Below are 19,371 nucleotides of genomic sequence, written 5' to 3'. Positions count from 1 at the left end.
GAGTTTCCATGTTCAACACCATCCGCATCGACACCGACGCCCGCGGCGTGGCCACGCTCTGGCTGGCACGCCCCGAGAAGCACAACGCGCTTTCGGCCGAGATGATCGCCGAGCTGACCGAGGCCGCGCAGCAGCTGGGCGCCGATCCGGCGGTGCGCGTGGTGGTGCTGGCGGGCGAGGGGGCCAGCTTCTGTGCCGGGGGTGATCTCGGCTGGATGCGCCAGCAGATGGGCTCTGACGCCGAGACACGGCGGCAGGGCGCGCGCAAGCTCGCGATGATGCTGAACGGGCTGAACCTGCTGCCCAAGCCGCTGATCGCCCGGGTGCAGGGGAATGCCTTCGGTGGCGGCATCGGCATGATGGCGGTCTGCGACATCGCGATTGCCGCGCGGGGCGCAAAATTCGGGCTGACCGAGGTGCGTCTGGGGCTGATCCCCGCCACCATCGGCCCCTATGTGCTGGCGCGCATGGGCGAGGACAAGGCGCGGCGGGTATTCTTCTCGGCCCGGCTCTTCGACGCTGAGGAGGCCGTGCGGCTGAACCTGGCCGCCGCCGCCGTCGATCCGGCCGATCTGGACGCGGCGGTCGAGGCCGAGATCGCGCCCTTCCTGCAGGCCGCCCCGGGTGCCGTCGCGGCGGCCAAGGCGCAATGCCGCGCCTATGGCCCGGTGATCGACGAGGCGCGGATCAATGACAGCATCGACCGGCTGGTCGCGGCCTGGGAAGGCGACGAGGCGCCCGAGGGCATCGGCGCCTTCTTCGACAAGCGCAAGCCGCGCTGGCAGTCGTAGAGCCCGCAAACCGGGCGACGGGAAAGTGAAACGCCTGCCGGAAGATCATCCGGCAGGCGTTTGATTTTCTGTCGATTTCCGGCCAGACCTGCTGCCCGGAAAGAAGCCTCAGGCGAGGCTCGGATCGATCTGCTTGCAGGCGGCCACGAGGCCCTTCACCGCATCGACCGACTTGTCGAACATGGCCTGCTCGGCCTTGTCCAGCTTGATGTCGATGATCTTCTCGATGCCCTTGGCGCCGATCACCGTCGGCACGCCGACATAGAGACCGTTCAGCCCGTAAGCGCCATCCACATAGGCGGCGCAGGGCAGGACGCGCTTCTGGTCCTTCAGATAGGCTTCGGCCATCTCGATGGCGCTGGTGGCGGGCGCATAGAAGGCCGAACCGGTCTTCAAGAGGCCGACGATCTCGGCGCCACCGTCACGGGTGCGCTGCTCGATGGCGTCCAGTTTCTCCTGCGTCGTCCAGCCCATCTTGACCAGATCCGGCAGCGGAATGCCGGCAACGGTCGAATAGCGGGCCAGCGGCACCATGGTGTCGCCATGGCCGCCCAGCACGAAGGCCGTCACGTCGCGCATCGACACGCCGAATTCGAGCGACAGGAAGTGGCGGAAGCGGGCCGAATCCAGCACGCCGGCCATGCCGACGACCTTTTCGGCGGGCAGGCCGCTGAACTGCTGCAGGGCCCAGACCATCGCGTCGAGGGGGTTGGTGATGCAGATCACGAAGGCGTTCGGGGCGTGCTGCTTGATGCCTTCGCCGACCGACTTCATCACCTTGAGGTTGATGCCCAGCAGGTCGTCGCGGCTCATGCCCGGCTTGCGCGGCACGCCTGCGGTCACGATGCAGACATCGGCGCCGGCGATGTCGGCATAGTCGTTCGTGCCCTTCATGACGGCATCGAAGCCTTCCGAGGGGCCCGATTCCGCGATGTCGAGCGATTTGCCCTGGGGCGTGCCCTCGGCAATGTCGAACATGACGACATCACCCAGTTCCTTCATCGCGGCCAGATGCGCCAGCGTGCCGCCGATCTGCCCCGCACCGATAAGTGCGATCTTGGGTCGGGCCATGGAAAACCTCCGGTTTGGCTGTTCAAGTCGCGGGTTGCGTAGTCCTTCGGGATCGAAACCGCAAGAGCGGGCGGGGAGGGCTTGCGCTAACACGGTTAAAGCGGGCAACTGGCGAAAGATTCTTTTCGGGCGCGCGTAACGGGTTGACGGGGTGAGATGATCGAATTGTCGGTGGCGGGCTGGGTTCTGGCGGTGATCGCGGCGATTGCCGTGGGTCTGGCCAAGGGCGGGCTGTCGATGGTGGCGGTGCTGTCGGTGCCGCTTCTGTCGTTGGTCATGTCGCCGGTCCAGGCGGCGGGGATCCTGCTGCCGGTCTACATCGTCTCGGATATCGGCGGACTGATCGCCTATTGGCGTCATGCCGACTGGCGGGTGCTGAAGATGCTCTGGCCCGGCGCGTTGCTGGGCGTCTGGATCGGCTGGCTGACCGCGAGCCTGGTGCCGGTCGAGGGTGTCGAGTTGATCGTCGGGTTGATCGGCTTTGCCTTTGCCCTGACCGCGCTTCTGCGCCGCGCGCCCGAGGGGCCGCCGCGTCCCGGGCGCTGGTCGGCGGCCAGTTTCTGGGGCGGCATTGCCGGTTATACCAGCTTCGTCAGCCATTCGGGCGCCGCGCCCTATCAGATCTATGTCCAGCCGCTGCGCCTTGCGCCGCAGGTCTATGCCGGGACGGTCACGGTGTTCTTTGCGGTCATCAACGCGGTGAAGCTGATCCCCTATGCCGCGCTGGGGCAGCTGTCGCCCGGCAACCTGGGCATCGCCGCGATGCTGACCCCGGTCGCGCTGGCCGCAGTCTGGGCCGGGGTGCGGCTGGTCAAGATCATGCCGCCGCGCGCCTTTTACCTGTTCATCACCTGGGCCTTGCTGCTCGTCTCGATCAAGCTGATCTGGGACGGGGGCAGCGGTTTGCTTGCCGATTGAACCCCCAATGCCGCAGGGTTATTCTGCGGTGCAGCAAATTCGGTCTTGCCATTTCTGGCGCAACGCGGCAGTTTCGCGCAAGATTGTTGCCGCGAGGATTCCATGGCCCGACCCTATCGCTCTGTGCTTTACATCCCTGCCGCCAATGCCCGTGCGATGGAAAAGGCGCGGGGGCTGGCTGCCGATGCGATCATCTTTGACCTCGAGGATGCGGTTTCGCCGGCGGAAAAGCCCTTCGCGCGGGATCAGCTCGCCGCAGCATTGCAGAACGACTATGGCGGGCGGGCGCGGATCGTGCGGATCAACGGGCTCGACACCGAATGGGGGCAGGCGGATGCCGAGGCCTGCGCGGCGCTGACCGGGTTGGCGGATGCGGTGCTGATCCCCAAAGTCAGCAGCCCCGCCGATCTTGACCGGGTGGCCGCGATCATCCCTGACCTGCCGCTCTGGGCGATGATGGAGACGGCACAGGGGATGCTGAACGCGGGCGCCATCGCCGCCCATCCGCGCCTTGGTGGCATGGTCATGGGCACCAATGATCTGGCCAAGGAGATCAATTCGCGTTTCCGCCCCGACCGTCTGGCGATGCTGACCGGGCTGGGCCTGTGCCTGCTGGCGGCCAAGGCGCATGGCATCACCATCATCGACGGCGTCTTCAACGCCTTCAAGGACGAGGACGGGCTGCGCTTCGAATGCGAGCAGGGCCGGGACATGGGCTTTGACGGCAAGACGCTGATCCACCCGGCGCAGCTCGAGATCGCCAATGCCGCCTTCGCGCCCACCGAGGACGAGCTGGGCCTTGCCCGCCGCCAGATCGAGGCCTTCGAGGCGGCAACGGCCGAGGGCAAGGGCGTCGCGGTGGTCGATGGCCGGATCGTCGAGAACCTGCATGTGGCGACGGCGCGCAAGATGCTGGAACAGGCGCAGGCGATTGCAGCCCTCGCCAGCTGATGGCAGACAGGGCGGGACAGACATCAAGCGAAAGGAAGCCAGATGCTGATCCTGATCCTGGGCGTGGCACTGTGGTGGGGCGCGCATCTGTGGAAGCGCGCGGCACCGGGACACCGGGCGCAAGTCGGTGACAAGGGCAGGGGGCTGGTCACCGGCCTGCTGATCCTGTCGGTGGTGCTGATGGTCTGGGGCTATCGCAGCGCCGATGGCGCGGTCTGGTGGGGGCCGTCGCCGATGCTGAAGGGCATCAACAACCTGCTGGTGCTGTTCGCGATCTATCTCTTCGCCGCCTCCGGCATGAAGACCGGCATCACCCGCCGCATCCGCCATCCGCAGCTGGTGGGTTTTGCGATCTGGGCCTTCGCGCATCTTCTGGTGAACGGCGATCTGCCGTCCTTCGTCTTGTTCGGCGGCTTGCTGGTGTGGGCGCTGGTCGAGATCAACATCATCAACCGCGCCGCGCCCAGCTGGACGCCGCCCGCCGCCGTTCCCGCCCGCAAGGAGGCCATGGCCGCCGTCGGCGCGGTTCTGGTCTTTGGCGTGATCGGCCTGATCCACGCCTGGCTTGGCTATAACCCGTTCGGAGCCTGAGATGACGACCCTCTACCGCTGCATTACCGAAGACGACACCCTGCAATTCTGCCACCGCGTCAGCGAGGCCCTGTCCAAGGGCTGGTCGCTGCACGGCGGCGCCTCGATGGCCTTTGACCCGGTCAAGGGGGTGATGCGCATGGCGCAGCCCATCACCAAAGAGGTCGATGTCGCCTATTCCCCCGACCTGAAACTGGGACAACAATGAGCAAGACCAATCCGGGCCGCTTCTTCGAGGACTATGCCATCGGGCAGGTGATCCGCCACGCGGTGCCGCGCACGGTGGCCGAGGGGGAAAGGGCCCTCTACCACGCGCTCTATCCCGCCCGGCACGCGCTTTATTCCAGCGACGAATTCGCCGCCGCGAACGGGCTGGAAAGCAGCCCGCTGGACGACCTGATCGCCTTTCACACGGTCTTCGGCAAGACCGTGCCAGATATCAGCCTGAACGCCATCGCCAACCTGGGCTATGCCGAGGGGCGCTGGCTGCTGCCGGTCTGGCCGGGCGATACGCTGCGTTCGGAATCCGAGGTGATCGGGCTGAAGGAAAACAGCAATGGCAAATCCGGCGTGGTCTATGTCCGCACCCGGGGGCTGAACCAGATGGACCAGCCGGTACTGGACTATGTCCGTTGGGTGATGGTGCGTAAACGCGACGCCGCCGCGCCCGCGCCCGAACCCGTCGTGCCGGATCTGGCGAAGGTCGTCGATGCCGCCGACCTGGTGATTCCCGAGGGGCTGGATTTCAGCGATTACGACTTCGAGCTTGCGGGCGAACCGCATCGCTGGGGCGATTATGCCATCGGCGAGAAGATCGACCATGTCGATGGCGTCACCGTCGAGGAGGCCGAGCATATGCTGGCCACGCGGCTGTGGCAGAACACCGCAAAGGTGCATTTCGACGCCACCAACCGCGAGGATGGCAAGCGGCTGATCTATGGTGGTCATGTCATCAGCATGGCCCGCGCGCTCAGCTTCAACGGGCTCGCCAATGCGCAGATGATCGTGGCGCTGAATGCCGGCGCTCATGCCAATCCCTGCTTCGCAGGCAAGACCATCCGCGCCTGGTCCGAGGTGCTGGACAAGGCCGAGACCGATGCGCCGGGCGTCGGCGCCATCCGGCTGCGACTTGTTGCCACAACCGGCGACAGTGCCAGCTTCCCCTTGAAGGGCGAGGATGGGAAATACCTGCCCGAGGTGCTGCTGGACCTGGATTACTGGGCGCTGATGCCGCTGTGAATCGCTGCGCCGGGGGGCATCGCGCCCCCGGACCGCCCGAAGGTATTTCCGCAGGGTAGGGGCGGCCATGGCTTCTGTGATCACGAGCGGGGCGGGCGTGATCACAAGCGGCGAAATTCCGCGAAAATCGTGATCGGGTATGGCATAAGACCGTGACACTTGGCAGAAAGATGGACAGAAGCAACGCAATTCGCCAGCCCGCGCGGCCAGCCCGTTGTGCTGGACAGACAGCGGGCCCGCGCCAGACGCGACACAGGAGGGCCACGCATGGCTGATGTGAACCGGGGCAACAACCGCCCGCTTTCCCCGCATTTGCAGGTCTACAAGCTGCCCATCGCGGCGGTGACCTCGATCCTGACGCGGATCACCGGCCACGCGCTGGTCGCGGGTATCCTGCTGCTGGTCTGGTGGCTGATCGCCGCCGTCTCCAGCCCGGGCTATTTCGCCTTCGTCGATGGCATCCTGCGCAGCTGGTTCGGCTTCCTCGTCCTGCTCGGCTCGGCCTGGGCGCTGTGGTACCACACGCTCGCGGGCATCCGGCACCTCTTCTACGATGCCGGCAAGGGCATGGAGATCGAGACCGCCAAGAAATCCAGCTGGGCGATCATCATCGGCTCGGTGGTGCTGACCCTGATCAGCCTGATCCTGTTCCTGCTCTGAGAAAGGCCAATCGGATGCGTTATATCACTCCTCTGAAAGCGGCCGAGGGTCTGGGCGCTAGCCATACCGGCACTCTGCATCACTGGCACATGACCGTCAGCGCCGTGGCGCTGGCCATCCTGACGCCGGCCTTCCTGATGGTCGTCGGCAATGCCATCGGCCTGCCGCGCGAAGGCGTCATCGCCTATTTCGGCCGGCCCTATCCGGCCATCGTTACCGCGCTGTTCATCGTCGTGGGCATGATCCACTTCATCAAGGGCACGCGGATCATGATCGACGATTACCTCGACGAGACCGAGCGCAAGGTCGCGATCATCTTTTCCGTCATCTTCGGCTGGGGCGTCATTGCCGCCGCGGTCTTCGCCTTGGCGAAAATGGCATTCACCGGCTGAGGGCTGAGAGCACAATGGACCAATACGAAATCCACACGCATGATTACGACGTGGTTGTCGTCGGTGCCGGCGGCGCTGGCCTGCGCGCCACGCTTGGCATGGCCGAACAGGGGCTGCGCACCGCCTGCGTGACCAAGGTTTTCCCAACCCGCTCGCATACCGTTGCGGCGCAGGGCGGCATCGCCGCCTCCCTGGGCAACATGGGCCCGGACAGCTGGCAATGGCATATGTATGACACGGTGAAGGGCTCGGACTGGCTGGGCGACACCGATGCGATGGAATATCTCGCGCGCGAGGCGCCGAAGGCGGTCTACGAGCTGGAACATTACGGCGTTCCCTTCTCGCGCACCGAAGAGGGCAAGATCTACCAGCGTCCCTTCGGCGGCCACACGACCGAATTCGGCGAAGGCCCCCCGGTGCAGCGCACCTGTGCCGCCGCCGACCGCACCGGCCACGCCATCCTGCACACGCTGTATGGCCAGAGCCTCAAGCATAATGCGGAATTCTTCATCGAGTATTTCGCGCTCGACCTGATCATCACCGATGGCAAATGCACCGGCGTCGTCTGCTGGAAGCTGGACGATGGCACCATCCACGTCTTCAACGCCAAGATGGTGGTGCTGGCGACCGGCGGCTATGGCCGCGCCTATTTCAGCGCCACCTCGGCCCATACCTGCACCGGCGACGGTGGCGGCATGGTGGCCCGCGCAGGCCTGCCGCTGCAGGACATGGAATTCGTGCAGTTCCACCCGACCGGCATCTATGGCTCGGGCTGCCTGATCACCGAGGGCGCGCGCGGCGAGGGCGGTTACCTGACCAACAGCGAGGGCGAACGCTTCATGGAGCGTTACGCACCGACCTACAAGGATCTGGCCTCCCGCGACGTGGTGTCGCGCTGCATCACCATCGAGATCCGCGAGGGTCGCGGCGTGGGCGAGAAGAAGGACCACATGTTCCTGAACCTCATGCACCTGCCGCCGGAAAGCCTGCATGAGCGCCTGCCGGGTATCTCGGAATCGGCCAAGATCTTCGCCGGCGTCGACGTGACGCGCGAGCCGATCCCGATCCTGCCGACGGTCCATTACAACATGGGCGGCATCCCCACGAACTACTGGGGCGAGGTGCTGAACCCGACCGAGAAACACCCGGACCGCATCTTCCCGGGCCTGATGGCGGTGGGCGAGGCCGGCTGCGCCTCGGTTCACGGGGCGAACCGGCTTGGCTCGAACAGCCTCATCGACCTCGTGGTCTTTGGCCGCGCCGCTGCCATCCGCGCCGGCGAGATCATCGACCGCGCCGCGCCGATCCCGGCGACGAACAAGGATGCCGTGGACAAGATCATGGTCCGCTTCGACAGCCTCCGGAATGCCAATGGTTCGGTGCCGACGGCGGTCTTGCGCGACGAGATGCAGCGCACCATGCAGGCCGATGCGGCGGTGTTCCGAACCGACAAGACCCTGGCCGAGGGCGTAGAAAAGATGGAGGCGATCGCCGGCAAGCTGCGCGATGTGAAGGTTACGGATCGCAGCCTGATCTGGAACAGCGACCTGATGGAATCGCTGGAACTGGAAAACCTCATGCCCAACGCGATGGCGACCATCGTTGCCGCCGAGGCGCGCAAGGAAAGCCGCGGCGCCCATGCGCATGAGGACTGGCCCGAGCGGGATGACGCCAACTGGCGCAAGCACTCGCTTGCATGGGTGGACGGAAACACGGTTAAACTGGCCTATCGCCCCGTCCATCTCGATCCGCTGACCAAGGCGGACGAGGGCGGGATCGACCTGAAAAAGATCGCGCCGAAGAAAAGGGTATACTGATGCGTTCCTTCCGCCTTCCGATCCTGCTGGCCGCCGCCGCCGTTGCGGTGACTGCCTGCGTTCCCGTCACGCCGATGACCGGGCAACCGCCGGTGACCACTGCGCCGCCGCCGGTTGCGACCACGCCGACCGTGCTCGACGCCACCTCGCGCGCCATCGCCCGCACCACCATCAACGCCGAGATGTCGAAGCGCCTGCCGGGGGCGAATACCGCGCCCTACACGGATTGCGTGGTCAAAAACGCCACCACGGCCGAGCTGATCGACATCGCCCAGATGACCAATGCCGGTGCCTCGGGCGCGGGTGACAGCGTCGCGGCCATCGTCAAGCGTCCGGCGACGACCCAGTGCATCGCCGCCGCTGCGGCGACTGCCGCCTGAGGTTGAGATGACCCTGACCCGCACCGGATCACGCCTGACCCTTCTCGCGCTGCTGCCTCTGGCGGCGGTGCTGGGGGCCTGCGCGCCGGTGCCGGTCGACCAGGCCGAGCGCAGTTGCCTGCGCGACGTGCAGGCCTCGAGCCAGCCGCCACGCACCGAGGTGGGCATCGGCATGGCCTCGGATTTCGATGGCGGCGTGCGGCCCTATGGTTCGGTCTCCTTCGAGATCAGCAGCGACCGGCTGATGGGGCGCGACCCCTCGGATGTCTTTGCCCAATGCGTCATGCGCCGCTCGGGCCAGCCGCCGACCGTGTCGCTCTATGACCAGCCGCGCTGGCAGGGCTAGGCCATGGCGGAATCCTCGTCAGCCGCAGGCAGCGACCCCCGGGTGATCGTTCATCTGGGCGTGCAGAAGACCGGCACGACCTCGCTGCATCATTTCCTGCAGAAGAATGCCGCGGCGCTGGCCGACCGGCTGGTGATCCGCACGCCCGAGGCCGGAACCCCCATGCGTCCGCTTGGCCGCGCGGCGATCGCCTATAGCCTCGATGGCGAGCGTGGCGACGAGGCGCGGTTGATGGAGGCGGTGGCGACGGTCTGCGAGGGCTTGCCGCAGGACGGGCGCACCGTCCTGATCAGCCACGAGAACCTGGCCGGCGCCATGCCCGGCAACGGTGGCGAGACCCGGCTTTACCCGGCGCTGCCGCGCATCATCGCGCTCTTGGACCGGGCCTTTGCGCCGCTGATTCCCGTCTATGCCGTCTACAGCCGGCGGATGGAGGCGTGGAAGGCTAGTGTCTGGGCGCAGGCGGTGCGCACCGATGGCTATGGCGGCAGCTATGACGAATTCCTGTCCGAGACCCGCGACCTGCCGGGCTGGGACGATCTGCTGGTCCGGCTCGAGGACGCAGCCCCCGGTCGCCTGCACCATTTCGAGCTGGTGGACGAGCGCGACCGGATGCGTCCGGGTCGCCAGCTTCTGGCGCTGGCCGGCATCAGCGCCGAAGAACACGCCGCGCTTGAGCCGCTGACCGGCAGCTCGATGCAGCGCCTGAACGCGGGCGCAACCGAATTCCTGCGGCAGCTTAACGGCTTGCCGCTCAATCCGCAGGCGCGGGCCAAGGTGGCCAATCTTGTCGCCAGCACCCAGAACCTGTTTGACGCCGATCACCGGCCCGACGGCACCCTGTAAGAAGAGGCACCCCATGGTCCAGTTCACCCTTCCCAAGAACAGCAAGATCACGGTCGGCAAGACCTGGCCCGCGCCGCAGGGGGCGACCCGGACCAAGGTGTTCAAGATCTATCGGTGGGACCCCGACAGCGGCGAGAACCCGCGGCTGGACACCTATACGCTGGATCTCGACAAGACCGGGCCGATGGTTCTGGACGCGCTGATCAAGATCAAGAACGAGATCGACCCGACCCTGACCTTCCGCCGCTCCTGCCGCGAGGGCATCTGTGGCTCCTGCGCGATGAACATCGGCGGCGGCAACCACCTGGCCTGCATCTATGGCATCGACGAGGTTGCCGGCGACATCTCGATCTATCCGCTGCCGCATATGCATGTGGTCAAGGACCTGGTGCCGGACCTGACCCATTTCTATGCCCAGCACGCCAGCATCAACCCCTACCTGATCACCAAATCGCCCGAGCCCGGCGTCGAGTGGAAGCAGTCGATCGAGGACCGCAAGAAGCTGGACGGGCTTTACGAATGCATCCTCTGCGCCTCCTGCTCGACCTCCTGCCCGAGCTACTGGTGGAACGGCGACAAGTACCTGGGGCCGGCCGCGCTGCTGGCGGCCTACCGCTGGATCATCGACTCGCGCGATGAGGCCACTGGCGAGCGGCTGGACAACCTCGAAGACCCGTTCAAGCTCTATCGCTGCCACACCATCATGAACTGCACCAATACCTGCCCCAAGGGGTTGAACCCGGCGAAGGCCATCGCCGAGATCAAGCACATGATGGTCGAGCGGATCGTCTGAGCTGGGCCTGGATTGCTGGACTGGATGAAAGGGCGGCCTCCGGGTCGCCCTTTTTCGTTTCCAGTGCCGATTGGACGTTGACGTGAGGGACGGGGCGGGCGTGTATGTTTCCGCTAACACAATCACCGCCAGCCAGTCACGAGGGCATTGCCATGATCCCCAAGCGTTCCAGCTTTCCGCCCGGCTTCCTCTTCGGCGCCGCGACCTCGGCCTACCAGATCGAGGGCACGCAGTTCGGCGGCACCGGACCCTCGCATTGGGACAGCTTCGCCGCGACGCCGGGCAATACCTTTCAGGGACAGGACGGATCGCGCGGCTGCGAGCATTACCTGCGGTGGGAAAGCGATCTGGACCTGCTGAAAGACGCGGGGTTCGACGCCTATCGCTTTTCCACCTCCTGGGCACGGGTGCTGCCGGACGGTCGGACCGTCAATCCCGAGGGTCTGGATTTCTATGACCGGCTGGTTGACGGGATGCTGGCGCGCGGGCTGAAACCCTTCCTGACCTTCCACCACTGGGACATGCCCTCGGCACTGGCCACGCGCGGCGGCTGGCAGAACCGCGAGATCGTGGATCACTTCGCCCGCTTCTGCCAGACGGTCTATGCGCGGATCGGCGACCGGGTCGAGACGGCGGCGACGCTGAACGAGCCATGGTGCATCTCGTGGCTGTCGCATTTCATGGGTTTTCACGCGCCGGGCCTGCGCGACATCCGCGCGACCGGCCATGCGATGCATCACGTCATGCTGGCGCATGGCACCGCCATCGCCGCGCTGCGGGCCGACGGCGCGCGCGACCATCTGGGGCTGGTCCTGAATTTCGAGACCGCGCATCCGGCGGATGACAGCGCCGAAGCCCGCGCGGCAGCGGCGCGGCAGGATGCGATCTATAACCGCTGGTTCGTGCAGGCGGCGATGGGGCAGGGCTATCCGACCGAGGCGATGGAGGGGCTGGAGCCGCATCTGCCGAAGGGCTGGCAGGACGATCTGGCGATGATCGCGCAGCCCTTGGACTGGCTGGGGGTGAATTACTACACCCGCAAGAACTATGCCCATGCCCCCGGCCCCTGGCCGCAGACGGTCGAGGTTCCGGGGCCGCTGCCAAAGACCCAGATCGATTGGGAGATCCGCCCCGAGGGGCTGACCGAGTTCCTGGTGCGGCTGAAGCGCGACCATACCGGCGACCTGCCGCTCTACATCACCGAAAGCGGCGTGGCCTTTGCCGATGAGACCGACGACCCGAACCGCATCGCCTATATCGCCGCGCATCTTCAGGCGGCGCAGGCGGCACTGGCCGAGGGCGTGGACGTGCGCAGCTTCTTCTACTGGTCGCTGCTCGACAATTACGAATGGTCGCTCGGCTATTTGCCGCGCTTCGGGCTGGTCCATGTCGATTACGAGACGATGGAACGCACCCCCAAGGCCAGCTGGCACGCTTTGCGCGAGGCGCTGGCGGGGTAAGGGGGCGCTGCCCCCGGCCCTGCGGGCCTCCCCCGGGATATTTTTCGTGAAGAAGAAAGGGCCGGAGTTGACCGGCCCCTTCTATTCCCGGCGCTCCGCGCGTTCGGCGCTGCAAAAAGGTCCACTGGACTTTTTGCCGGGCGCGCCTCACCCCTCGATCTTGGTGAAATCCGCAATCTGCCGGCCGGCCTCGCGGATGCGGCTCAAGAGGTTCAGCCGGTTGCGGCGCAGGATCTGGTTGTCGCTGTTCACCTGAACCGCCTCGAAGAAGGCATCGATGGGCGCGCGCAGTGCGGCGATGGCCGACATGGCGGCGGGGAAATCCTCGGCCTTGGTCGCCTGACGGATCGCCGGTTCGGCGGTGTCGAGCGCGGCGAAAAGCGCGCGTTCCTGATCGGTCTCGGCGAATTTCTCGTCGGCGCCAAAGCTGTATTCGACCCCGTCCTTCTCCTCGGCCTGCGCGAGGATATTCCCGGCGCGCTTCAGACCCTGCGTCAGGTTCCGGCCGTCCTCGGTCTTCAGCATGTCATTCAGCGCCGTGGCCCGGTTCACCACCAGCACGAGATCGTCATTGCCGGGCTGCGCCAGCACGGCATCGATGATGTCATGGCGGATGCCTTGGTCGCGGAGATAGACTTTCAGGCGGTCGTGGAGGAAGGAGAGGAGGTCGGTGACGCGCTCACCCAAAGGATAGACCGGCGAACTCAACGCCAGCCATGTGGACAATTGCGCCTTTGCTCGCAACGCTTTTTTGCTACCTATCTGCAACCAAAAAACATTCTCTGGCGGAGTAGCAAAGTCGAACTGCTCCGCGAAGATCACTTCTACAACGTCGCTGGACGCAAGCTTGCTGTAATCGGGCAAGCTAGCAAATGCGTTTCTTTCCCGTGCAAGTACGTAAAGCTGTGTCAGTGCATTGCTCAACAATCCGATAAGTCCAACTCGCACCCCGGTCCCCAGCACCAACCTGATCACCCCCAACGCCGCCCGCCGCAGCGCAAATGGGTCCTTCGACCCCGTAGGCTTCTCGTCAATCGCCCAGAACCCGGTCAGCGTATCGATCTTGTCGGCCAGCGCCACGGCGACCGAGACCGGCGCGGTCGGGACGTCATCGCTCGGGCCGAGTGGCGAGTAATGGTCGCGGGCGGCGTCGGCGACGGCCTGCGGCTTGCCGGCGGCGGCGATGTAATAGCGGCCCATGATCCCCTGCAATTCGGGGAATTCGCCCACCATCGATGAACGCAGGTCGAGCTTGGCCAGCGTCGCGGCTTCCCCGGCCTCGTCCGCATCGGCGCCGACCAGCGGCGCGATCTCGCGGGCCAGTGCGGCGATGCGGGCGATGCGGTCGGACTGGCTGCCGAGCTTGTTGTGGAAGGTCACCGATTTGAGACCCTCGGCCCAGTGACCCATGCCGGCCTTGGCCTCGCGCAGGTCGTTCTCGTAGAAGAAGGCCGCGTCCGACAGGCGCGCGGCCAGCACGCGCTGGTTGCCCGCCAGAATGGTCGCGCCATCGTCGGGCGTCTCGATGTTGGCGACGGTGACAAAACCCTCGATCCGGCCGGTTTTCGGGTTCCGGGCCGAGAAGAATTTCTGGTGCTCCTTCATCGAGGTCTGCAGCACCTCGGGCGGCAGGTCCAGAAAACGGTCCTCGATCACCCCCATCAGCGGCACCGGCCATTCGACCAGCCCCGCCACCTCGGTCAGCAGACCCGCATCGGCGACGATCTCCCAGCCACGGGCGAAGGCGATGTTATCGGCCTGCTGGCGGATGGCGGCCTCGCGCTCGCTGGCGTCAAGGATGACATGGGCGCGGCGCAGTTTCGCGGCATAGTCGTCGAAACCCGTCACCGTGAAGGGCTCGGGCGACAGGAAGCGGTGGCCGCGGGTCTGGTTGCTCGAGGCGATGCCCTCGACCGTCAGCGGCACGACCTGCGCCCCGGCCTCGTCGGTCAGCAGGCAGAGGATCGAATGCAGCGGCCGGACCCAGCGCAGGTTGCCGGCGCCCCAGCGCATCGACTTGGGCCAGGGGAAGTTGCGGATCGTCGTCTCCAGCACCTCGGCCACGATCTCGGCCGCCGGGCGCCCGGGTTTTTCCAGCGTGGCGAACCAGACCTGGCCCTTCTTGTCGTCGCGGGCCTGAAGCTGGTCCTTGGTCAGCCCGGTCGAGCGCAGGAAGCCCAGAAGTGCCGCTTCGGGGGCGTCGGTGCGCGGGCCCTTGCGTTCCTCGCGCGTGGTCGGGCTGTGGGCGCTGAGGCCTTCAATCGCGAGAGTCAGACGGCGCGGGGTCGAGAAGGCCCCGGCGCTGGCATAGGTCAGCCCGGCCTCGACCAGCCCGTCGGTGACGAGCTTCTTCAGATCCTCGCGGGCGCGGGACTGCATCCGGGCGGGGATTTCTTCCGAGAAGAGTTCGATCAGCAGGTCGGCCATCAGTCCATCACTCCGCGTTCGGGTGTCTTGTCATTATATTGGTGCCAGCCAAAGGCGCGGCCATCGGGATAGATCGCCAGCACCCGGTCGACATCGGGGCGGATCTCGGAGGTGCCAAGCACCGCCACTGCCGCGCCGGATTCGAGATCATGGGTGATCTGGTCGGCGTCATAGCAATCGAACCAGCCCGGCCCGTTCAGGGGGGTTGCGCCCTCAAAGGGGGTCAGGCTGCCCGGCAAGGGCAGCTCGGTCAGGCGAAAGCAGGCGCGCCAGCGCAGCGGCGAGGACGAGGCGTCGATGCCCTGGAAATCGGCAAGGGGCAGTTCCACCGCGCCGCCATCGGCGGCGGAGACGGCGGTGACATCCGCCCCCGGACCGGCCGGGTCGATCGTCTCGTAAAAGCCGTATTCCTGCGCATACCACATGCCGCCGCCGGCACCGATGCCGGCGAGCACAAGCACAATGGCTGGAAACTTGCCGTTCATGCTGTCATTCCCCCCGCTTGATTCGGACGGATATGGGGCAGGCCGTGGACCAAGCGTTTTTCATCACCACTTTGGGCGGCGCCTTCGCCATCATGAACCCCTTCGTGGTGCTGCCGCTGTTTCTGGCGGTCACCCATGGCATGGACCCGGCGCTGCAACGCCGCGCGGGCCTGCGCGTGGCCTTCTTCAGCGCCGTGCTTTGCGCAACCGTGGCGGTCAGCGGCGCGGCGATCCTGAAATTCTTCGGCATCAGCGTCGATGATTTCCGCGTGGCCGGCGGTCTGGTGCTGATGACCATTGCCATGGGGATGCTCAGCGGTTCGGGCAGCCCCGCCCACGAGGCCCCGGCCAAGGCGCAGGCCATGGCCGTGCAGGAGCCGCCCCGCGCCGATGTCAGCTTCTATCCGCTGGCCTTCCCGATGGTGGTGGGGCCGGGGACGATCACGGCGATCATCGTCTATATGGGGCAGGCCAGGACCATGGCCGACAAGGGCGCCGTGGCCGCGGCCTTCGGTCTGGTGCTCGCCGTGCTGGCGGTGGTGCTGTTCTTTGCCTCGACCATCGGCCGGCACATGTCGCAGACCCTGCGTGTCATCATGACCCGGTTGATGGGCATGATCGTCGCGGCCATGGGCGTGCAGATGATCGCCGCCGGGCTGAAAGCGATCTTGCCCGGTCTGGCCGGCTAGGGTCGTCGGACGAAGGGGTTGCATCAGGCGGTCTCGTCCACCCGCGCGGCATCGGTCGTCAGGAACAGGTCGGCGCAGGCCTTGGCCAGCGCCCGCACCCGGCCGATATAGGCCTGCCGCTCGGTCACCGAGATCACGCCGCGTGCGTCCAAGAGGTTGAAGATATGGCTGGCCTTGATCGCCTGATCATAGGCCGGATGGGCCATCGGGATGCGGCGGCCGGCGCTGTCTTCCTCGGGCGCGGCGAGGATGCGGGCGCATTCCTCTTCGGCATCCTTGAAGTGCTGGAACAGCATCGCCGTATCGGCCTGATCGAAGTTCCAGCGGGAATATTCGCGCTCGGTCTGGCGGAAGATGTCGCCATAGCTGAGCGGGATCGGGCTGTCGGGGTCGTTGAACGGCATGTCCATGACATGCTCGATCCCCAGCACATACATGGCCAGACGTTCCAGACCATAGGTCAGCTCGCCCGAGACCGGGCGGCAGTCATGGCCGCCGACCTGCTGGAAATAGGTGAACTGGCTCACCTCCATGCCGTCGCACCAGACTTCCCAGCCCAGACCCCAGGCGCCAAGCGTCGGGCTTTCCCAGTCATCCTCGACAAAGCGGACATCGTGGATCAGCGGATCAAGCCCGATGGCCTTGAGGCTGCCGAGGTACAGCTCCTGCAGGTCGGGGGGCGATGGTTTGATGATCACCTGATATTGATAGTAATGCTGCAGCCGGTTCGGGTTCTCGCCATAGCGGCCATCGGTCGGGCGGCGCGAGGGCTGGACATAGGCCGCGGCCCAGGGACGGCTGCCAAGGCTGCGCAGCGTCGTCGCCGGGTGGAAGGTGCCGGCGCCGACTTCCATGTCATAGGGTTGCAGCACGGCGCAGCCGGTCGCGGCCCAGTAATTTTGCAGGCGCAGGATGATCTCCTGGAAGCTGCGGGGTCGGTTGGGGCTGGTCATCCGGGCCATCCTTTTGCATAGATCATGCGAAGCTCCGCGCCTTCTAGGCGTGGGATGGGACAGGGTCAATTGCGGGGTCGGCTGATGCGGCGCTTTCACTGGTTACTGATGGCGGCCTGGCTGCCGGGCGCGGTCTGGGCGCAGGACGGCGGCGCGGTGATCCGCATCGAGGCCAAGCGCGGCGAGGCGGCCACGGCCGAGGCAGCGGCCAGCTGGAGCGCGCAGTTTCCCGATGTGGTGACCTTCCGCGTGCCGGGCGGCTGGACCGCCATCGGCCTTGGCCCGCAGACCCCCGCCGAGGCCGCGGCCCGGCTGGAGAGCCTGAAGGCCGAGGGCAAGATCCCGGCGGACAGCTTTGTCGCCGAACCCGGCTCGAACGTGACGCTGACGGCGGTGGCACCAACGGGCGATGCGCCTGTGGCAGAGGCCCCCGCCGAGGCTCCTGCGGCTGAGGCTGCGACCGACGAGACCGCCGCCACGACGGATCCTGCCCCCGCCGAGACCCCGACACCGGCCCCCGATGCGCCGAACCATTACTTGCGCCTCGAGGCGCTGCCGGATCGCACCGATGCCGATGGTGCGCTGGAAAGATGGCGCGAGACCTTCGCCGATGCGGGCCTCTGGCAATTGCCGAATGACCGCTTTGCCGTGGCGCTTGGCCCGCTGAGCGAGGCTTCGGCGACGGCATGGCTTGCCGCCTTCAAATCCGCCGGTGCCGCCCCGCGCGATGCCTTCCTTGCTACCGGTGAGGAACTGGGATCGCAAATCGTCGCCGGTGCCGCGCCCGATCTGCCCGCCCCGCCCGAGGCCACCGGCGAGATGCCGCCGCTGGACGAGGTGCAGCGGGCGCTGCGGTGGGCTGGTTTCTATGAGGGCAAGATCGATGGCAAGGGCGGCCCCAAGACCGAGGCCGCCATCAATGCCGAGATTCTGGCCGAGCGCCTGTCGCCCGACGCTGGCACCGCCATGCAGAAGTTGATCGAGCGCCGCAGCGCATGGCGCGGCGAGATGGGCCTGTCGCAATTGCAGGATGCCCATACCGGCCTGTCGGCTATGGTGCCGATGGACAAGCTGGCCTTTGACCGCAACGAACGCGCGCTGGCGATCTATGGCCCCAAGGACGGTTCGGGCGCGGCGCTGATCCTGTTCTCGCAGCCGGGCGGTCAGCAGGACCTGCTGGATCTCTCGGGCCTGGTCATCGCCCTTGGCTGGGTGCCGCAGCCCGTGCGCGACGTGCAGCCGGGCTCGATCACGCTTGACGGGCGCAACGACACCCATATCGGCCATGCCGAGGGGCAGGTGCGTGATGGCCGGGCCGAGGGTTTTGTCTTGATCTGGCCGGTCAGCGATGCCGAGAACCAGCAGCGGCTGGCGGCGGAACTGTCGGACAGCTTTGCCCGCTTTGCCCCGGCGGCGAATGACGCGCCCGTGGCGGCACCTGCCGCGCCCGCGCTGCCCGACATGACCCCGCAACCGGTTGCGCCGGAAGCGGAAGCCGAGGCCCCCGCCGGGAACTGATCGCGCAGGCGGTTGCCCTTCGCCCGGACAGTCGCCAGACTGCCCGAAAACGGAGGATGCGCGATGAGCGATTATGTCATGTCCATGCCGAAACCCGGCACCGCCGAGGAGTTCCAGCGGCGCGAGATCGCCACGCCGGTCCCGGGTGCCGGGCAGGTGCTGATCCGGCAGGATGCCATCGGGCTGAACTTTCTCGATGTCTATCACCGCAACGCCACCTATCCCTGGGCGGTCGAGCGCGACCTGGTCCCCGGCTCGGAAGGGGCGGGCGTGGTCGAGGCGGTGGGGCCGGGCGTTACCGATTGGCAGTCCGGCGACCGGGTGGCCTATACCCAGCCGTTGAACGCCTATGCCTCGGCCCGTCTCATTGCCGCCGACCGGCTGGTGCGGGTTCCCGAGGGCGTGACCAGCGAGCAGGCGGCGACGCTGATGCTGAAGGGGATGACGGCGCATTACCTGATCCATTCGACCTTCCGCATCGAGCCGGGCATGGTCGCGCTGGTGCAGGCGGCGGCTGGCGGTGTCGGGCAATTGCTGGGGCCGTGGATCGCGGCCAAGGGCGCCACGGCGATCGGCACGGCGGGCGGGGCCGAGAAGGTCGCGCTGGCGCGCGCGCTCGGCTATGCCCATGTCATCGACTATAACAGCGAGGATGTCGCCGCCCGGGTGGGTGAGATCACCGGCGGCAAGGGCGTGAACGTGGTCTATGACGGGGTTGGCAAGGCAACCTGGCGCGGCTCGCTGGACAGCCTCGCCGTGCGCGGGATGATGGTCAGCTTCGGGCAGTCCTCGGGGCTGGTGCCGCCGGTGCCGATGTCGGAACTGGGGGCGAAATCGCTGTTCCTGACCCGGCCGACGCTGTTCCAGCACATCGCCGATCCGGCCGAGTTGCAGCACCGCGCGGCCGAGATGTTCGCGGCACTCAAGGCCGGGATCATACGCGCCGAGGTCTCGCAGCGGGTGCCGCTGGCCGAGGTCGGGCGCGCCCATACCGCGCTGGAAAACCGCGAGACGACCGGCGCGACGGTGCTGATCCCGTAAGCT

Annotated in this window: 21 protein-coding genes; 17 read left to right on the top strand and 4 right to left on the bottom strand. The window is 66.4% G+C overall.

Annotation, left to right across the window (positions count from 1 at the left end):
• The first annotated feature begins 8 nt into the window (after window positions 1-8).
• A complete protein-coding gene (locus CX676_RS05555; RefSeq protein ID WP_101751732.1) occupies window positions 9-791 on the top strand; it encodes a crotonase/enoyl-CoA hydratase family protein in 783 nt (260 codons plus the stop codon).
• A gap of 108 nt (window positions 792-899) precedes the next feature.
• Here CX676_RS05555 and mdh read toward each other — a convergent pair whose 3' ends face one another.
• Entirely contained in the window at window positions 900-1,862 is a 963-nt protein-coding gene (gene mdh / locus CX676_RS05550) for a malate dehydrogenase (protein WP_101751731.1), read from the bottom strand.
• Window positions 1,863-2,018: 156 nt separating this feature from the next.
• Here mdh and CX676_RS05545 point away from each other — a divergent pair, with 156 nt between their 5' ends.
• The 13 genes from CX676_RS05545 to CX676_RS05485 all read left to right on the top strand — a co-directional run bounded on the left by CX676_RS05545 (window position 2,019) and on the right by CX676_RS05485 (window position 12,255).
• Entirely contained in the window at window positions 2,019-2,780 is a 762-nt protein-coding gene (locus CX676_RS05545; protein WP_198590286.1) for a sulfite exporter TauE/SafE family protein, read from the top strand.
• A 102-nt stretch (window positions 2,781-2,882) separates the two neighbouring features.
• Window positions 2,883-3,731, top strand: a complete 849-nt coding sequence (locus tag CX676_RS05540; protein ID WP_101751730.1) for an HpcH/HpaI aldolase/citrate lyase family protein — start codon at window positions 2,883-2,885, stop codon at window positions 3,729-3,731.
• Window positions 3,732-3,773: 42 nt separating this feature from the next.
• Complete coding sequence (locus tag CX676_RS05535) at window positions 3,774-4,322, top strand: NnrU family protein (protein ID WP_101751729.1); 549 nt, start codon at window positions 3,774-3,776, stop codon at window positions 4,320-4,322.
• Between the two features lies 1 nt (window position 4,323).
• Complete coding sequence (locus tag CX676_RS05530; RefSeq protein ID WP_101751728.1) at window positions 4,324-4,530, top strand: DUF1737 domain-containing protein; 207 nt, start codon at window positions 4,324-4,326, stop codon at window positions 4,528-4,530.
• Window positions 4,527-5,561, top strand: a complete 1,035-nt coding sequence (locus tag CX676_RS05525) for a MaoC family dehydratase (protein WP_101751727.1) — start codon at window positions 4,527-4,529, stop codon at window positions 5,559-5,561. Before CX676_RS05530 ends, CX676_RS05525 begins: the two co-directional genes overlap by 4 nt.
• A gap of 267 nt (window positions 5,562-5,828) precedes the next feature.
• Window positions 5,829-6,221, top strand: a complete 393-nt coding sequence (gene sdhC / locus CX676_RS05520; protein WP_101751726.1) for a succinate dehydrogenase, cytochrome b556 subunit — start codon at window positions 5,829-5,831, stop codon at window positions 6,219-6,221.
• Window positions 6,222-6,235: 14 nt separating this feature from the next.
• Complete coding sequence (locus tag CX676_RS05515) at window positions 6,236-6,613, top strand: succinate dehydrogenase, hydrophobic membrane anchor protein (RefSeq protein ID WP_101751725.1); 378 nt, start codon at window positions 6,236-6,238, stop codon at window positions 6,611-6,613.
• 14 nt (window positions 6,614-6,627) lie between these two features.
• A complete protein-coding gene (sdhA, locus tag CX676_RS05510; RefSeq protein ID WP_101751724.1) occupies window positions 6,628-8,430 on the top strand; it encodes a succinate dehydrogenase flavoprotein subunit in 1,803 nt (600 codons plus the stop codon).
• A complete protein-coding gene (locus tag CX676_RS05505) occupies window positions 8,430-8,810 on the top strand; it encodes a hypothetical protein (RefSeq protein WP_101751723.1) in 381 nt (126 codons plus the stop codon). Before sdhA ends, CX676_RS05505 begins: the two co-directional genes overlap by 1 nt.
• 7 nt (window positions 8,811-8,817) lie before the next feature.
• Window positions 8,818-9,156, top strand: a complete 339-nt coding sequence (locus tag CX676_RS05500; protein ID WP_232816590.1) for a hypothetical protein — start codon at window positions 8,818-8,820, stop codon at window positions 9,154-9,156.
• Window positions 9,157-9,159: 3 nt separating this feature from the next.
• On the top strand, window positions 9,160-10,002 hold the full coding sequence (locus CX676_RS05495) for a hypothetical protein (RefSeq protein WP_101751722.1): 843 nt from the start codon (window positions 9,160-9,162) through the stop codon (window positions 10,000-10,002).
• 13 nt (window positions 10,003-10,015) lie between these two features.
• Window positions 10,016-10,795 (top strand): succinate dehydrogenase iron-sulfur subunit, encoded by a 780-nt coding sequence (locus tag CX676_RS05490; RefSeq protein WP_101751721.1) that lies wholly within the window; start codon window positions 10,016-10,018, stop codon window positions 10,793-10,795.
• Between the two features lie 152 nt (window positions 10,796-10,947).
• Window positions 10,948-12,255 (top strand): GH1 family beta-glucosidase, encoded by a 1,308-nt coding sequence (locus CX676_RS05485; RefSeq protein ID WP_101751720.1) that lies wholly within the window; start codon window positions 10,948-10,950, stop codon window positions 12,253-12,255.
• Window positions 12,256-12,402: 147 nt separating this feature from the next.
• On the opposite strand, the gene glyS is transcribed toward CX676_RS05485, so the two are convergent.
• A complete protein-coding gene (gene glyS, locus CX676_RS05480; protein ID WP_101751719.1) occupies window positions 12,403-14,682 on the bottom strand; it encodes a glycine--tRNA ligase subunit beta in 2,280 nt (759 codons plus the stop codon).
• Window positions 14,682-15,167, bottom strand: coding sequence for a DUF6446 family protein (locus tag CX676_RS05475; protein WP_101751718.1), 486 nt, complete (start codon window positions 15,165-15,167; stop codon window positions 14,682-14,684). The genes glyS and CX676_RS05475 overlap by 1 nt, the downstream gene beginning before the upstream one ends.
• 44 nt (window positions 15,168-15,211) lie before the next feature.
• Here CX676_RS05475 and CX676_RS05470 point away from each other — a divergent pair, with 44 nt between their 5' ends.
• Complete coding sequence (locus tag CX676_RS05470) at window positions 15,212-15,856, top strand: MarC family protein (protein WP_198590285.1); 645 nt, start codon at window positions 15,212-15,214, stop codon at window positions 15,854-15,856.
• 23 nt (window positions 15,857-15,879) lie between these two features.
• Here the strand turns inward: CX676_RS05470 and CX676_RS05465 are convergent, their stop codons facing one another.
• Window positions 15,880-16,809, bottom strand: a complete 930-nt coding sequence (locus CX676_RS05465) for a glycine--tRNA ligase subunit alpha (protein ID WP_101754161.1) — start codon at window positions 16,807-16,809, stop codon at window positions 15,880-15,882.
• Between the two features lie 84 nt (window positions 16,810-16,893).
• Here CX676_RS05465 and CX676_RS05460 point away from each other — a divergent pair, with 84 nt between their 5' ends.
• Together CX676_RS05460 and CX676_RS05455 are read left to right on the top strand one after the other, a co-directional pair.
• Complete coding sequence (locus CX676_RS05460; RefSeq protein WP_198590284.1) at window positions 16,894-18,327, top strand: peptidoglycan-binding domain-containing protein; 1,434 nt, start codon at window positions 16,894-16,896, stop codon at window positions 18,325-18,327.
• 63 nt (window positions 18,328-18,390) lie between these two features.
• Window positions 18,391-19,368: a quinone oxidoreductase family protein gene (locus CX676_RS05455; RefSeq protein ID WP_101751716.1), complete on the top strand. Its 978-nt coding sequence runs from the start codon at window positions 18,391-18,393 to the stop codon at window positions 19,366-19,368.
• Window positions 19,369-19,371: the final 3 nt, after the last annotated feature.

Origin of the sequence: Paracoccus zhejiangensis, from assembly GCF_002847445.1 — a bacterium.
GTDB lineage: Bacteria > Pseudomonadota > Alphaproteobacteria > Rhodobacterales > Rhodobacteraceae > Paracoccus > Paracoccus zhejiangensis.
The sequence above is the reverse complement of the archived record's forward strand: the minus strand, read 5'-3'. Positions and strand labels throughout refer to the sequence as shown.

Bases quoted from the DNA above. Each gene is read 5' to 3' on its own strand.
- CX676_RS05495 (WP_101751722.1), top strand. From the start codon at position 9,160: ATGGCGGAATCCTCGTCAGCCGCAGGCAGCGACCCCCGGGTGATCGTT.
- sdhC (WP_101751726.1), top strand. From the start codon at position 5,829: ATGGCTGATGTGAACCGGGGCAACAACCGCCCGCTTTCCCCGCATTTG.
- glyS (WP_101751719.1), bottom strand. From the start codon at position 14,682: ATGGCCGACCTGCTGATCGAACTCTTCTCGGAAGAAATCCCCGCCCGG.
- CX676_RS05460 (WP_198590284.1), top strand. From the start codon at position 16,894: ATGCGGCGCTTTCACTGGTTACTGATGGCGGCCTGGCTGCCGGGCGCG.
- CX676_RS05515 (WP_101751725.1), top strand. From the start codon at position 6,236: ATGCGTTATATCACTCCTCTGAAAGCGGCCGAGGGTCTGGGCGCTAGC.
- CX676_RS05500 (WP_232816590.1), top strand. From the start codon at position 8,818: ATGACCCTGACCCGCACCGGATCACGCCTGACCCTTCTCGCGCTGCTG.
- CX676_RS05540 (WP_101751730.1), top strand. From the start codon at position 2,883: ATGGCCCGACCCTATCGCTCTGTGCTTTACATCCCTGCCGCCAATGCC.
- CX676_RS05485 (WP_101751720.1), top strand. From the start codon at position 10,948: ATGATCCCCAAGCGTTCCAGCTTTCCGCCCGGCTTCCTCTTCGGCGCC.
- mdh (WP_101751731.1), bottom strand. From the start codon at position 1,862: ATGGCCCGACCCAAGATCGCACTTATCGGTGCGGGGCAGATCGGCGGC.
- CX676_RS05555 (WP_101751732.1), top strand. From the start codon at position 9: ATGTTCAACACCATCCGCATCGACACCGACGCCCGCGGCGTGGCCACG.
- CX676_RS05535 (WP_101751729.1), top strand. From the start codon at position 3,774: ATGCTGATCCTGATCCTGGGCGTGGCACTGTGGTGGGGCGCGCATCTG.
- CX676_RS05525 (WP_101751727.1), top strand. From the start codon at position 4,527: ATGAGCAAGACCAATCCGGGCCGCTTCTTCGAGGACTATGCCATCGGG.
- CX676_RS05505 (WP_101751723.1), top strand. From the start codon at position 8,430: ATGCGTTCCTTCCGCCTTCCGATCCTGCTGGCCGCCGCCGCCGTTGCG.
- CX676_RS05475 (WP_101751718.1), bottom strand. From the start codon at position 15,167: ATGAACGGCAAGTTTCCAGCCATTGTGCTTGTGCTCGCCGGCATCGGT.
- sdhA (WP_101751724.1), top strand. From the start codon at position 6,628: ATGGACCAATACGAAATCCACACGCATGATTACGACGTGGTTGTCGTC.
- CX676_RS05465 (WP_101754161.1), bottom strand. From the start codon at position 16,809: ATGACCAGCCCCAACCGACCCCGCAGCTTCCAGGAGATCATCCTGCGC.
- CX676_RS05490 (WP_101751721.1), top strand. From the start codon at position 10,016: ATGGTCCAGTTCACCCTTCCCAAGAACAGCAAGATCACGGTCGGCAAG.
- CX676_RS05530 (WP_101751728.1), top strand. From the start codon at position 4,324: ATGACGACCCTCTACCGCTGCATTACCGAAGACGACACCCTGCAATTC.
- CX676_RS05455 (WP_101751716.1), top strand. From the start codon at position 18,391: ATGAGCGATTATGTCATGTCCATGCCGAAACCCGGCACCGCCGAGGAG.
- CX676_RS05545 (WP_198590286.1), top strand. From the start codon at position 2,019: ATGATCGAATTGTCGGTGGCGGGCTGGGTTCTGGCGGTGATCGCGGCG.